The organism is Aulosira sp. FACHB-615, assembly GCF_014698045.1.
Taxonomy (GTDB): Bacteria; Cyanobacteriota; Cyanobacteriia; order Cyanobacteriales; family Nostocaceae; genus Nostoc_B.
Genome location: NZ_JACJSE010000011.1, coordinates 37,384 through 51,357, shown reverse-complemented (window position 1 = coordinate 51,357; position 13,974 = coordinate 37,384). Strand labels below are relative to the sequence as shown.

The following is a 13,974-nucleotide window of genomic DNA, read 5'->3' as shown; positions in this document are numbered from 1 at the left end:
AGAGATATGACCATTGACTTATGACCACTCAAGTAGAAAGTTGTTGGAATGTAATTGGCATTGAGGGCGATCGCACTTGTGCGGAATTATCTACACATATTCATTGTCGCAACTGTCCGGTTTATTCGGCGGCTGGTCGCTGTTTACTAGAACGCCCAACACCAGAAAAATATCGTCATGAGTGGACACAATTCATTGCGGAATCTCCCGCCCAGAAAAAACCGCATCTACCTACCTACGCGGTGCGAACCAGCGAAACTCTAACAGTAGTAATTTTTCGGTTGCATCAAGAATGGTTGGCACTGCCGGCACAGGTGTTTAAAGAAACCACACCTCCGAGTGTGATTCATACCCTACCCCATCGCCACAACCAAGTCTTACGAGGATTAATTAACATTCGGGGTGAATTGCTTTTATGTGTTTCCTTAAGTCATTTGTTAAAAATTGAACCCAGTGAACCACCCCAAGCAAGTCTGAGTCCTGTATCTCATTCCCGAATGGCAGTTATCGAAAAAGCTGGTAATGCTTGGGTGTTTCCGGTGGATGAAATATATGGTGTCCACAGATTTCATCGACGAGAATTGCGTGATGTGTTACGTAATGTCACTCAAACTTATACCAAAGGTTTATTTTCCTGGCAACCTCTGAATCTGCCCACAGTGCGTACTGTCAGTTATTTGGATGATGAATTGTTATTTACCAATTTGGCGAAGAAGGCACAGTAATGAGCGAAAACGCTGACCTCAGTCAGTTATCCTTATTTGATTTGTTCAAAATGGAAGTCACAACTCAGGTTGTGGTGCTGAACAATTGTTTACTGGCGCTGGAAACCAATCCTGATCCCAAATCAGAATTAGCGGCTTTAATGCGGGCTGCCCATTGTATTAAAGGTGCTGCAAGAATTGTCCAACTTGAACCAGCCGTCACCTTAGCCCATGTGATGGAAGATTGTTTTAGTGCGGCACAAGTTGGTAAGGTGAATTTAACGGCAGATGATATTGATGTATTGTTGCAAGGGGTGGATATGTTGCAAAACATCGCCACCAATGCCGAACTACAACCAGGAAACCAGCCGCAGATTCAAGCTTTAGTCAAGGCGATCGCTAATATTTCCACAACTGTGAATATCCCAGCCCAAGATATTATACAGCCCCCGCCCCCACTCGAAGTCCGTCAACCAGAAGCCTTAGTCAGTCCCCAAAACCAAACAGTGCGGGTGAGTACAGATAATCTCAGTCGCTTGATGGGATTAGCCGGGGAAACCATTGTTAGCAGTAAATGGTTAGAGTCATTTACCGAATCATTTGTCCAAGTCAGAACCAATCAAATCGAGTTATTGAAATTAATAGTTAAATTACAAGAATTATTTAGCGATCGCGCCCTAGATCAACATATTCAAGAACATTTAAGTACAGTACATCAAAAAACCAGCGAATGTACCCGTTTAATTAGCGATCGACACACCGAATTAGAATCCTTTGCCCAGCGTTCCGAAAACCTCGCCCATCGTTGGTATCGAGAACTAATTACTACCCGGATGTGTCCCTTTGCCGAGGGCTGGCAAGGGTTTCCGCGCATGGTACGTGACCTAGCCAGACAGTTGGGTAAGCGCGTGAACCTCGAAATCAAGGGTCAGCATACCTTGGTAGATCGGGATATTTTGGAACGCTTAGAAGCTTGCTTAACCCAAATCCTCCGCAATGCTGTTGATCACGGTATAGAATCTCCCCCAGAACGGATAGTTCAAGGTAAACCTGAAGCAGGCACAATTACCATTGAAGTTGTCCATCGGGCGGGGATGTTATTTATCACCATCTCTGATGATGGGAGGGGAATTGATTTGGAGTTTTTGCGTCAAGAAGTTGTCAAAAAACAACTGGTAAACGCAGATATGGCCATGCAATTAACTGAAGCAGAGTTAATGGAGTTTTTGCTATTACCAGGATTTTCCACCACACAAACTATTACCGAAATTTCTGGACGGGGTGTGGGTTTAGATATTGTCCATAATACCGTGCGGGAAGTTGGCGGCACAGTCAGGGCAGTTTCTCAACCAGGAACAGGGATGAGTTTCTATTTGCAGTTACCCCTAACTTTATCTATTGTGCGTACCTTATTAGTAGAGATTGCCGAGGAACCTTACGCCTTTGGGTTAACTCGAATTGATCAAGTTTTGATGTTATCGCCATCAGAAATTGCGCTGTCAGAAAATCGCCCGTTTTTTTGGCTGAATCATCAACCAGTAGAATTGATTTCCGCGCGGCAAGTTTTTGAGTTACCCTTAACTGCGGAAAATCCAGAATTATTAGCAGTGGTGGTGATTAGCGATCGCCTCCATCATTATGGACTAGTTGTTGACCGCTTTATTGGTGAATACACTTTAGTTGTTCGACCTTTAGATTCCAGGCTGGGGAAAATTCCTAACATTAGCGCCGCCGCCCTCATGGATAATGGGAATCCCGTATTGATTATCGATGTCGAAGATTTAGTTCGTTCTATGACCAAGGTGGTTGCTAGTGGTCAACTAAGTCAAGTAAATCAATCAACACAGCAGACCTTGAGTAAAACTCACAAGCGCATATTAGTTGTAGATGATTCAATTACCGTCCGGGAAATGGAACGCAAGCTTTTAGAAAATCACCATTACCAAGTTGATGTCGCCGTCAATGGGATGGATGGTTGGAACGCCCTACGCACTAGCGATTATGATTTAGTAATTACAGATATTGATATGCCCAGGATGAATGGTTTTGAACTCACCAGCCAAATCAAAACCCATCCCCAGTTAAAAAATATCCCCGTGATTATTGTTTCTTACAAAGACCGCCAAGAAGACCGCATTCAAGGCTTAGAAGCAGGTGCAGACTACTATCTCACCAAAAGCAGCTTTCATGATGACACTTTATTACAAGCCGTAATTGACCTGATTGGTCAGGGTTAAGACTCTATGAACAGCATTCACCAACAAGATATAAAAATTTCTCCCACTCCCCACTCCCCACCCCCCATTCCCCACTCCCCACTCCCCACTCCCCACTCCCCACTCCCCACTTTATGAGAATCGCCATTGTCAACGATATGCGGATGATGGTGGAAGCGATGCGGCGAATCTTAGCCACAATCCCGGAGTATGATTTGGCTTGGGTGGCTTACGATGGTGCAGAAGCGGTGAGCAAATGTGCAGTTGATACCCCTGACTTAATTTTGATGGATATTTTGATGCCTTGTATGGATGGAGTGGAAGCCACAAGGCGAATTATGAGTCAGTCACCCTGTGCAATTATTATTGTGACTGCGAGTATTAATCGCTATGCGGGTAAAGTCTTAGAAGCAATGCACTATGGTGCTTTAGATGCCATCAATACACCTGCTGAGGGTAGCACAGGGCTGTTAAACAAAATTCGTACCATCGCTAAATTACTTGGTAAATCTCCCCAGGTGCGAACAGTCAAAAAACTGTCATCTTTGCCGAAATTATCACCACCACTAATTGTCATTGGTGCTTCCACTGGCGGCCCCCAAACATTGGTAAAGATTCTGGGGCAATTTCCGCAAAATTTTGCAGCTGCGATTGTGATTGTGCAGCATTTGGATGCTCAGTTTACTCCAGGTTTTGCCGCTTGGTTAAATGAACAAGTTATCTTACCTGTGGAAATCGCAACTACAGGTTCTAGACCACAACCAGGCAAAATTTTTTTAGCTGGGACAAATCAACATTTAGTGATCACGAGTAACCTGAGTTTTGACTATGCGGAACAACCAGCCAATTGTCTTTATCGTCCATCTATTGATGTTTTATTTCAAAGTGTGGCAAAACATTGGCTAGAGTCAGGAATTGGGGTATTACTAACTGGGATGGGAAGAGATGGCGCTCAAGGTTTGAAGGTTTTACGCGATGCAGGTTGGCATACCATCGCCCAAAATCAGGAAACTTCCATTGTTTATGGAATGCCAAAAGCAGCAGTGGAATTAAAAGCGGCTGTGGAAGTTTTACCAGTTGATGCGATCGCTGCTGCTTGTACCAAGATATTACGGATGTCGGACAATTAAACCCCATTAAATTAATTTGACCACAGTAAATATACGATATTTTTTCTGAAAAAATACTGAATATTCGTGAATTTTGTTAGTTATTTTTGATTAACTAATATCGGTTTAGTTATATCTAAAGCCATATTTACTTTCATATATATTAAGTTATAATAAACTCACAAATTATTAGAAATTTAATAGTTCTTGATTGCTCTCATAATTGGCTACCATCCAATTAATATCCCTATCTTTGACACTAAGGATATCAAATGCTATTACCTAATTTAAATATGCAGTTAGTATCACCAGATTTACTGGAAGAATTAAAATTACCAACCGAAGATGTCAAAATATTGTTAGTTGATGATCAGGCAATATTTGGTGAGGCAATTAATCGCATGATTGCCAAGGAAACCGATATTACTTGTAATTATGTTAGTGAACCATCACAGGCTTTGCAAAGTGCGATCGCACTTGAGCCAACGGTCATTTTGTTAGATTTAATTATGCCCGATATGGATGGCTTAATGCTGTTGCGTTGGTTTCGTTCTCATCCATCAACGCAGGAAGTTCCCATCATTATGTTATCCAGTAAAGAAGAACCAATACTCAAAGCGGAAGCCTTTGCTGCGGGAGCTAACGACTATTTAATTAAATTACCAGATGCGATAGAATTAATTGCCCGTGTTCGTTATCATTCCAAAGCTTTTAATAATTTAAAGGCGCTCTCAACTGCCACAGCAACAGCGAAACTACAAGCACAAGAACTCGAAAATACACTCCATAAATTGCAAGCAACTCAAGTGCAACTTATTCAAACAGAAAAAATGTCTAGTTTAGGCAGAATGGTTGCGGGGTTAGCCCATGAAATTAATAACCCTGTGAGTTTTATTCATGGCAATTTTAATTATCTCAACGAACATATTCACACTATTTTACGGCTAGTTGAAATCTATCAAAAAGAATATCCCGAAGCAGAACAATTGATTCAAGAGAAAATTGGCGATGTAGACTTAGATTTTATTGTAGATGACTTTCAAAAAATTCTCTCTTCTATGAGAGTTGGAACTGACAGAATTAAAGATATTATCCTTTCTTTAAGAAACTTTTCTCGACTCGACCAAGCCGATCAAAAAGCGGTAGATATTCATGAAGGTATTGAAAGTACATTATCTTTACTAAATCATCGTCTCAAGCAAGAAATAGAGATAGTTCAAGAATATTCAACATTACCCCTAGTTGAATGTTATGCAGCCCAATTAAACCAAGTATTTAGCAATATTATTAATAATGCGATTGATAGTTTATTAGAAACTGACAACTCAGCATATCAAAAGCAAATTATTATTAAAACAGAAGTTACAGAATCAGAAACCATCAAAGTTAGAATTATCGATAATGGTTCTGGAATTGCCCCAGAAATTCAAAGTAAAATATTCGACCCCTTCTTTACAACTAAACCTGTAAATAAAGGCACTGGTTTAGGTTTAGCAATTAGCTATCAAATTATCGAAAGTCATCATGGTAATATTTCTGTCAAATCTGAGCCAGATAAGGGAGCAGAGTTTATCATTGAAATTCCAGTCAGAGTGAGCAACAACAGGTGATAGAAAAGTAGGTTGGGTGGAACGAAATGAAACCCAATCGAGTCTTGATAATATTGGTTTCCATTCCTCCACCCAATCTGCACCTTAACGAAGTTTTTCAAAATTGCTGATTGTCGTGAAAATTCCAGCATCAGCAGCAAGATTACCAATATTAATTTGAGTCGGATAACCACGTTGTGGATTGTATGTCACAGTTAATTCCGAGCTTTCACGAATCGCATTTCTAATCAAATTAAAAAGTCTAGGAACGGTGCTATATGGTTTTAATAAACTAGGATTTACTGCCTGACCAGTTGCGGCATTGGTGATAGAAACTGTGATACCGTTGCGTACCTCAATGATTGATGGGCCTCGGAATTCAGGCGCACAAAAACAATTATTAGTTACCGTGTAACGGTAGTTTTTGATGTCTTGGCGATTCCATAATTTCTCATTAATTATTAATTGCTTTAAGTTAGAATTTGGTAATGTTTGTACTACTTGCACAGGAGATGCAGAGAATACCGGAGCATTGAAACTTAAAGATGCTACCAAGATTGCACCAATAGTTATAGGTAAGCGCATATCAATCCCTTATTAAACTCAATTTGAAACTTCAACGTGGCTAGATAAAATTTCTCGTAACTGAAATTTTTCTTAACATTTGCCACATTTTGCACAGATAATAAGTAACTACACAAAATTAATTACAGTCATTGCGAGCGAAGCGAAGCAATCCCAGCCCTTGCGATTGCTTCATTTCGCTTCGCTCCATTCGCAATGACTTTGTGTAATTAATTATGTTTAACTACTTACCAATTTAAAATTAAGAAAGCTAGATATCACAGGGATTTGCGACAGAGATAAATCAGGAAAGTCTTACTGGAGAATTCAGGTCAGGCTTCTTTCCTACTCCCGACTCCCCATTCCCTATTCCCTACCTACACAAATAAATTCAGAAATCAAACCGGATTCCTATATCTTTTGAATGATGATACAAATTGTGCCAATTATTAGCCGTATTGAAGGCTGACAATTGGCACAATTATTATGGAAATATTTGCTAAAGTTAACCAAAAATACCCGTAAAAAAGTCAATAGTTTCCTTCAATGCTTTGATGAATACGTCAATTTCTTCGCGGGTATTATAGAAAGAAAAACTTACCCTTGCGGTTGCTGGTAAACCTAAATAGCGGTGTAATGGTTGGGTGCAGTGGTGTCCAGAACGGATAGCAACGCCTTCTTGATCTAATAATGTAGATAAGTCGTTGGCGTGGATATCTGCGACTGTGAATGCAGCTAACGCGGCTCTCCCTTCTCCATTCGCATCAGGTTTGGGGCCATAAATCCGAATTTGGGGAATTTTCGCTAATTGTTTGAACAAATAAGCAGTTAATTCGGCTTCGTAGGCATGAATTTTATCCATACCTATATTAGTAAGATAATCTATGGCAGCACCGAGGGCGATCGCTTCTCCAATAGCAGGTGTTCCAGCTTCAAATTTATGAGGTAATTCCGCATAAGTAGAATGATCTAAATATACCTCGGCAATCATTTCGCCACCGCCAAAAAATGGTGGCATTGCTTCTAACAATTCCAGCTTGCCATATAAAAAGCCTATGCCAGTGGGGGCGCACATTTTATGTCCTGAAGCCACCAACCAATCACAGCCTATTTCCTGCACATCCACAGGTGTATGAGGCACACTTTGACAAGCATCAACTAAGAATTTCGCGCCGTATCTGTGAGTAATATCAGCAATTTCTTTCACTGGGTTTATACAACCCAAAGTGTTAGAAACATGAACAATTGACACCAGTTTTGTTTTCTCAGAAATCAGTTGTTTAAACTGTTCTAAATCAAATGTTTCTTCTGGTGTTAGTCCAACAAATTTGAGAACTGCACCCGTTTTTTGTGCCACAAATTGCCAAGGCACAATATTACTGTGGTGTTCCATCACCGACAGAATAATTTCATCACCCGGATGTAAATTATTCATCCCCCAGCTATAAGCAACTAAATTAATTGCTTCGCTGGCGTTGCGGGTGTAGACAATTTCTTGACGAGATGCAGCATTAATAAATTTGGCAATTTTATCGCGTGCTGCTTCATAAGCGTCAGTGGCTTTTGCACTCAATGTATGAGCGCCACGATGGACATTAGCATTGTACTGCTCGTAATAATTCCGCAGGGCATTTAAGACAAGCAAGGGTTTTTGCGATGTCGCCGCATTATCGAGATAAACCAAGGGTTTACCATTGACTTCCTGATGTAATATCGGGAAGTCAGCGCGGACTTTATCGGCGAGGGTTTTGGTAGCTGTAAAAGTCATTGGTAATTAGTCAATAGTCATTAGTTATGAGTCATTAGTCATTAGTCAAAGACTTAAAACTAGTGACTGTGTTTAGCAAGATGTCTCTGAGGGAAGCAACAGGAACTTTGTTGATGATTTCGGTAGCGAAGGCGTTAATTAATAAATTCCGCGCTGCACTTTCATCAATTCCTCTGCTTTGTAAGTAGAAGATTTCATCATCTTCTAACTGACTCACAGTTGCACCGTGAGCGCATTTGACGTTATCGGCGGTAATTTCTAATTGGGGCTTGGTATCTACTCGCGCTTTGGAGGATAGCAGTAAATTGCGATTTAACTGGGCTGCGTCAGTTAACTGGGCGGGTTTAGGTACAAATACTTTACCATTGAAGATTGCATGAGCGCGATCGCCAACAATACATTTGTGCAATTGTTCACTTTTACCATAAGGATAATTGAGAGCGATCGCACTATGGGTATCCGCAACTTGCTTACCAGAAATCATCGCCAAACCGTTGAGCGTAGTTTCAGTTTGCTCACCAGTTTGCAAAATCTCCAAATTGTGCCGCGATAACTTTGCGCCTAAACTCAAAGCATTACAGGTATAGCGACTATAACGAGCTTGGTTCACAGCAGTCTTCCCAATGTGAAACGCCTCAGCGCCTTCTCTCTCCACTCTAGTATGATTTACCGCCGCATTCTCACCAACCCAAATTTCTGTAACTGTGTTGGTAAAGTATACTTCCTTGGCGCTCTCTGCGTCTTGGCGGTTCGTAAACTCCTCAACCAAAGTCACCTGCGAACCAGTTTCCGCCACCACCAAACAACGCGGCTGAGAAATAGTCGCCGTCTCCCCAGCAACCGAAATAAACAGCAGATGAATAGGTGTGTCAACCACGACATTTTTACCCACCCATACAACTGCTGCATCCGTTAAACCAGCAGTATTGAGAGCCGTGAATACTTCCAAAGCGCCCTCAGCTTGAGCGAGATATTTGCGGATGCGATCGCCTGCAATTGTTAAACCAGTTAAATTACCAACTAAAATACCATCAGGTAAATTAACAGCAGATAACTCCGGCGCATAAACACCGTTAACAAACACCAACCGATTATCAGTCAGCGATGTTACATTTAACTTCTCTACATTATTAACTGGTTGCGCCTTGCGAAATTCCACACCCCGCAAATCTGACAAATCAGTAAACCGCCATTCTTCCTCGCGGGTTGTGGGGATAGTTGAGTGACGTACCCAATTTGCAGCTTGTTGGCGTAATTCCGCTAACCCGTCCGCTTCAGTTACACTTACTTGATTTAACAACCCAGTCAAATAAGCATCTCTATCCAACAGAGAAGACACCAAACTGACTGCATCTGAGTTAGGAATAGCACTAGGAGAAACTTGAATAGACATTACACACCCACCTCAACCGCACTTTCCTCCAAAATCCAGTCATAACCGCGCGACTCCAATTCCAGAGCCAGTTCCTTACCGCCACTGGTGAGAATTTTGCCGCGTGCCATCACATGAACAAAATCCGGCACAATATAATTGAGCAGACGTTGGTAGTGGGTAATCATAATCGTCGCATTGTCTGGATTAGTCAGTTGATTTACACCATGCGCGACAATTTTTAGCGCATCAATATCTAAACCTGAGTCTGTCTCATCCAAAATTGCCAACTTCGGTTCTAACAGCGCCATTTGGAGAATTTCATTCCGCTTTTTCTCACCACCAGAAAACCCTTCATTGACACTGCGGTTGAGGAAAGCTGCATCCATCTTCACCACATCCAGCTTTTCCTCAATCAAATCATCAAAATCAAATGCGTCTACCTCTTCCAACCCTTGCGCCTTCCGCCGAGAATTGTAAGCCACCCGCAAGAAATCCAAATTACTCACACCAGGAATCTCTAACGGATACTGAAACGCCAAAAACACCCCAGCCCTAGCGCGTTCTTCCGGTTCCATTTCCAATAGGTTCTGCCCTTGGAAAATCACCTCACCGCCAGTCACCGTATACGCCGGATGTCCCGACAACACCTTAGAAAAGGTACTCTTACCAGAACCATTCGGCCCCATGATGGCATGAATTTCACCAGCCCGAACTTCCAAATTTACACCCTTCAGAATCGGCGTACCACCAACCTCAGCCGTCAAATCTCTCACCGACAGCACAACTGCACTATTTTCAATAATCATCTTTTCTCTCTCTTCTCTTTCTTTCTTCGCGCTCTTCGCGCACTTGGCGGTTCGTTTAATTACCCAACACTACCTTCCAACTTCAAACTCAACAACTTATCAGCCTCCACCGCAAACTCCATAGGTAGCTGATTAAACACATCCTTACAGAAGCCGCTAATCATCATCGAAATCGCATCTTCCGCAGAAATGCCACGTTGAGCAAAGAAAAATAGCTGATCTTCCCCAATTTTAGAAGTTGAAGCTTCATGCTCCACTTTCGCCGTATTATTTTGTACTTGAATATAAGGGAAAGTATTGGCGTGGGCATTATCCCCAATTAACATCGAGTCGCACTGAGAATAATTTCTTGCGCCTTCAGCCTTGGGATTTACCTTCACCAAACCGCGATAACTGTTACTAGATTTACCTGCGGAGATTCCTTTAGAAATAATCGTACTGCGAGTATTCTTACCGACGTGAATCATCTTCGTCCCGGTGTCGGCTTGCTGCATATTGTTGGTTAACGCCACCGAGTAAAATTCACCCACAGAATTATCGCCAACTAACACACAGCTAGGATACTTCCAAGTAATTGCAGAACCAGTTTCTACCTGAGTCCAGGAAATCTTAGAATTTACACCTTGACACAAGCCGCGCTTGGTAACAAAGTTGTAAATCCCGCCTTTACCGTTAACATCACCGGCGTACCAGTTCTGCACGGTAGAATATTTAATTTCCGCGTTATCCAAAGCCACAAGTTCCACTACTGCGGCGTGGAGTTGGTTGCTATCGTACATTGGCGCGGTGCAACCTTCCAGGTAAGAAACATAGCTACCTTCTTCAGCCACAATCAAAGTCCGTTCAAATTGTCCCGTATCGCCAGAGTTGATGCGGAAGTAGGTAGACAATTCCATTGGACATTTCACGCCTTTGGGAATGTAGACAAAGGAACCATCGCTGAAAACAGCAGCGTTTAAAGCTGCAAAATAATTGTCAGCAATGGGGACAACACTACCCAAATATTTTTTGATTAACTCTGGGTGTTCCCGCAGTGCTTCAGAAATGGAACAGAAGATAACGCCATCTTTAGCTAATTTTTCTTTGAAGGTTGTAGCTACAGAAACGCTATCAAAAATCGCATCTACGGCGACATTGGCCAGTCGCTTTTGTTCAGACAGGGGAATACCCAGTTTCTCGAAGGTTTCCAGGAGTGTCGGATCTACTTCGTCCAAGCTGTTGAGTTTTTCTTTCTTTTGCTTGGGCGCAGAATAGTAAATGATATCCTGATAATTAATTGGCGGATATTTGACGCTAGGCCATGTTGGTTCTGTCATTTTTAGCCACTGGCGATAGGCTCTCAGACGAAATTCCAGCATGAATTCCGGCTCATTCTTCTTCGCGGAAATCAAGCGGATAACGTCTTCATTGAGTCCACGCGGGATGGTATCGGCTTCAATTTCGGTGACAAAGCCGTACTTGTAAGGTTGGTTAACTAGGGATTTGACAGTGGCACTCATCTGTAATAATCTCTCGTGTTCCGAAATGGGATCTCTTGAAGGATGGAAGACGGGCTGGTTTCTCGCCGATGCCGGTCTCGCTTTACCGAGTGGTTTACACGGCTGTTACAATAAGGATGAAGATTAAAACAACATCCATGTTGTTTAACGTATCTTCATTTTACGCTAGATTAACAACAATGATGTTGTTAAAGTCAAATTTTCTCAAAAAAATTTAGGACGACGATGGCGACTACCCAGCAGTCCTCAACCAAGCAAGAGATTCTCGAATATCTGCTCAAACACTCACAAGCAACTGCTTTTGAGCTTTCCGATGTTTTAAATGTTAGTCCCCAAGCAATTCGTCGCCATCTTAAGGATTTAGAGGCGGAAGAATTGATTGTCTATGCGTCAACGACGCAGGCGGGAATGGGGAGACCACAGCATATTTATCAGTTAAGTCGTCAGGGACGCGATCGCCTGCATCGAACAACAAGCGATCGCTTTGGTGATGGTTACGGCGAATTTGCAGTTTCGCTGTTGGATACCCTAGCGGAAACCGTCGGCCACGACAAAATGAAGACGATTTTACAAAAACAATGGGAACGCAAAGCCCAAGAGTACCGCGATCGCGTCGGTCAAGGTTCGTTAAAAGAGCGAGTGGAAACTTTAGTTCAGTTACGCAAAGCCGAAGGATTCATGGCAGAATATCACTCTGTAGAAGTAAATGATGATCATCCAACTGATAGGGTAGGCGATCGCTTTGTTTTAATAGAACATAATTGTGCAATTTCCAACGTTGCTGAATCTTTTCCTAGCGTTTGTGGTCATGAACTGGAAATGTTTGCGGCTGTACTGCCAGACTGTATAGTAGAACGTACCCACTGGATTATTAACGGTGAACATCGTTGTGGCTATTTAGTCCAAGCTCGCAAGCCAGAACAGAATTAATTTATCAAGTCTGAAGTTTGAAATTTTAAGAAAAATACTTACTCAGCACCAATGGTAGAGGCTAAAAGATAAACAACAGTTAAGCATATAAAACCAAGAGACTGGAAGTCTAGGGCTATAAAAACAAAGCCTTCCTAGCCTATCGGCAACGGCAAAGCTGAACGCAGGCTAATTGTATGATGATTTGGTATAAGATGATTCCAAACTTTATACTTCATAATTCATACTTCATACTTTTCTATGGATTTACCATCTCAGCAACCATCAACACAATTTTTAACCCTGGAAGAGTCAGCACAAGTTGACGGTGCTTTACTATCTTCACCAGAAAAGTTTTTAACAAGATTGACAATTTCATCACAAAAACTCTTGAAACAAATTGCTCAAGAATACAATGTGAATGTTGAAGATTTAACAACAAAGCAAATTATTAGTTGGTTTGAGAAAGATAGCAAAATTAGACGAGAGCAAGGAATTGAAGCTTCATTTTTGAAGTGGTAAATAATTGAGTCAAGTAATTTTGGATTTTAGATTTGCGATTTTGGATTGACCCCGACCACAAGGGTGCGGGGCTTGGGGATTTTGGATTAACGATTTTAGATTTTTACAGACACATGGGGTGGGGCTTGTACCCTAAAGAATCCAAAATCCAAAATCTAAAATTCGGAGGGTAAACTGAATCTGATATTTCTTAAACATTCGTTACCTTAATTGTTTCAGTATGTTTGCGAACTCTTAAAAGTGCTTGGAATGTAGTCAAAAGCTCGGTATACTTCGCAGTGATACCCAGAACTCAATCACTAACCAACTCTGAATGGAGAGTTTATTTACTACTACTGATGTTTTACTGATCACCAAAATTGTCCAAAAAGACCAATCGGCGTTATCTGCTCTCTACGATCGCTATGGCAAAATTATTTATGCGATCGCCTTTAAAAGCCTGAAGTCAGTAGAAGAGAGTGAAGAGGTGGTATTGGATGTTTTCGCTCAAGTGTGGCGAATTGCCGAGCGATACGATACACAAAAAGGTAGAGTGGATACTTGGTTATTTACCATTGCGCGTAGTCGCATCCTTGATCGTCTACGCAAACTGCAACGCACTCACGTATCTACTACCTTTTCTTTGGATACCACAGAAATTCAGCCCCAAGCCGATAACATAGACTTGTTTGAGTCAGTATTTATTTCTGAACGGCGGAGTCGGGTAATCGCAGCCATGAAAAAATTACCAGATGAACAACGACTGGTAATTGAATTAGCATATTATCGAGGATTGACTCAAAGTCAAATTGCAGAGGCAACAGGTGTATCCTTGGGAACAGTCAAAACTAGAATTCGGCTAGGATTAAAAAAGTTACAATCTATTTTTGTCACTGAGGAAGAATTTTAAGTTAGTGTCTTGCCAAATCCATAC

At 41.7% G+C, this 13,974-nt stretch carries 12 protein-coding genes; 7 read left to right on the top strand and 5 right to left on the bottom strand.

Translation table 11 applies throughout. The annotated features are described in order from the left end of the window. The first annotated feature begins 20 nt into the window (after window positions 1-20). From H6G77_RS18805 to H6G77_RS18790, 4 genes are all read left to right on the top strand, one after another. Window positions 21-725 carry a chemotaxis protein CheW gene (locus H6G77_RS18805; RefSeq protein ID WP_190593146.1) on the top strand — a complete coding sequence of 235 codons (705 nt, stop codon included), beginning with the start codon at window positions 21-23 and terminating at the stop codon, window positions 723-725. Beyond that, window positions 725-2,941, top strand: a complete 2,217-nt coding sequence (locus H6G77_RS18800) for a hybrid sensor histidine kinase/response regulator (protein WP_190872401.1) — start codon at window positions 725-727, stop codon at window positions 2,939-2,941. Before H6G77_RS18805 ends, H6G77_RS18800 begins: the two co-directional genes overlap by 1 nt. A gap of 113 nt (window positions 2,942-3,054) precedes the next feature. Next, a complete protein-coding gene (locus tag H6G77_RS18795; RefSeq protein ID WP_190872400.1) occupies window positions 3,055-4,050 on the top strand; it encodes a chemotaxis response regulator protein-glutamate methylesterase in 996 nt (331 codons plus the stop codon). 251 nt (window positions 4,051-4,301) lie between these two features. Next, the gene (locus H6G77_RS18790) at window positions 4,302-5,639 is read left to right on the top strand and encodes an ATP-binding protein (RefSeq protein WP_190872399.1); all 1,338 of its coding nucleotides are present in this window, start codon (window positions 4,302-4,304) and stop codon (window positions 5,637-5,639) included. Between the two features lie 84 nt (window positions 5,640-5,723). Here the strand turns inward: H6G77_RS18790 and H6G77_RS18785 are convergent, their stop codons facing one another. The 5 genes from H6G77_RS18785 to sufB form a co-directional block, all read right to left on the bottom strand. Next, on the bottom strand, window positions 5,724-6,203 hold the full coding sequence (locus H6G77_RS18785) for a DUF6174 domain-containing protein (RefSeq protein WP_190872398.1): 480 nt from the start codon (window positions 6,201-6,203) through the stop codon (window positions 5,724-5,726). 484 nt (window positions 6,204-6,687) lie between these two features. After that, window positions 6,688-7,950 (bottom strand): cysteine desulfurase, encoded by a 1,263-nt coding sequence (locus H6G77_RS18780; RefSeq protein ID WP_190872397.1) that lies wholly within the window; start codon window positions 7,948-7,950, stop codon window positions 6,688-6,690. Between the two features lie 34 nt (window positions 7,951-7,984). Beyond that, entirely contained in the window at window positions 7,985-9,343 is a 1,359-nt protein-coding gene (gene sufD / locus H6G77_RS18775; protein ID WP_190671424.1) for a Fe-S cluster assembly protein SufD, read from the bottom strand. Further along, entirely contained in the window at window positions 9,343-10,131 is a 789-nt protein-coding gene (sufC, locus tag H6G77_RS18770) for a Fe-S cluster assembly ATPase SufC (RefSeq protein ID WP_190594867.1), read from the bottom strand. Before sufC ends, sufD begins: the two co-directional genes overlap by 1 nt. Window positions 10,132-10,190: 59 nt before the next feature. After that, window positions 10,191-11,630: a Fe-S cluster assembly protein SufB gene (sufB, locus tag H6G77_RS18765; protein WP_190594866.1), complete on the bottom strand. Its 1,440-nt coding sequence runs from the start codon at window positions 11,628-11,630 to the stop codon at window positions 10,191-10,193. Between the two features lie 225 nt (window positions 11,631-11,855). Between sufB and sufR the strand changes: the two genes are divergently transcribed. The 3 genes from sufR (at window position 11,856) to H6G77_RS18750 (ending at window position 13,950) form a co-directional block, all read left to right on the top strand. Further along, window positions 11,856-12,560 (top strand): iron-sulfur cluster biosynthesis transcriptional regulator SufR, encoded by a 705-nt coding sequence (sufR, locus tag H6G77_RS18760; RefSeq protein WP_190872396.1) that lies wholly within the window; start codon window positions 11,856-11,858, stop codon window positions 12,558-12,560. 240 nt (window positions 12,561-12,800) lie between these two features. Further along, window positions 12,801-13,061 (top strand): hypothetical protein, encoded by a 261-nt coding sequence (locus tag H6G77_RS18755; protein WP_190594864.1) that lies wholly within the window; start codon window positions 12,801-12,803, stop codon window positions 13,059-13,061. Window positions 13,062-13,374: 313 nt separating this feature from the next. Further along, window positions 13,375-13,950 (top strand): sigma-70 family RNA polymerase sigma factor, encoded by a 576-nt coding sequence (locus tag H6G77_RS18750; protein WP_190594863.1) that lies wholly within the window; start codon window positions 13,375-13,377, stop codon window positions 13,948-13,950. Window positions 13,951-13,974 lie beyond the last annotated feature (24 nt).

What these genes read in the sequence shown, in the direction of transcription:
- sufD (WP_190671424.1), bottom strand. Translation starts at nt 9,343, where the DNA reads ATGTCTATTCAAGTTTCTCCTAGTGCTATTCCTAACTCAGATGCAGTC.
- H6G77_RS18750 (WP_190594863.1), top strand. Translation starts at nt 13,375, where the DNA reads ATGGAGAGTTTATTTACTACTACTGATGTTTTACTGATCACCAAAATT.
- H6G77_RS18780 (WP_190872397.1), bottom strand. Translation starts at nt 7,950, where the DNA reads ATGACTTTTACAGCTACCAAAACCCTCGCCGATAAAGTCCGCGCTGAC.
- H6G77_RS18755 (WP_190594864.1), top strand. Translation starts at nt 12,801, where the DNA reads ATGGATTTACCATCTCAGCAACCATCAACACAATTTTTAACCCTGGAA.
- sufB (WP_190594866.1), bottom strand. Translation starts at nt 11,630, where the DNA reads ATGAGTGCCACTGTCAAATCCCTAGTTAACCAACCTTACAAGTACGGC.
- H6G77_RS18805 (WP_190593146.1), top strand. Translation starts at nt 21, where the DNA reads ATGACCACTCAAGTAGAAAGTTGTTGGAATGTAATTGGCATTGAGGGC.
- H6G77_RS18790 (WP_190872399.1), top strand. Translation starts at nt 4,302, where the DNA reads ATGCTATTACCTAATTTAAATATGCAGTTAGTATCACCAGATTTACTG.
- H6G77_RS18795 (WP_190872400.1), top strand. Translation starts at nt 3,055, where the DNA reads ATGAGAATCGCCATTGTCAACGATATGCGGATGATGGTGGAAGCGATG.
- H6G77_RS18800 (WP_190872401.1), top strand. Translation starts at nt 725, where the DNA reads ATGAGCGAAAACGCTGACCTCAGTCAGTTATCCTTATTTGATTTGTTC.
- sufR (WP_190872396.1), top strand. Translation starts at nt 11,856, where the DNA reads ATGGCGACTACCCAGCAGTCCTCAACCAAGCAAGAGATTCTCGAATAT.
- sufC (WP_190594867.1), bottom strand. Translation starts at nt 10,131, where the DNA reads ATGATTATTGAAAATAGTGCAGTTGTGCTGTCGGTGAGAGATTTGACG.
- H6G77_RS18785 (WP_190872398.1), bottom strand. Translation starts at nt 6,203, where the DNA reads ATGCGCTTACCTATAACTATTGGTGCAATCTTGGTAGCATCTTTAAGT.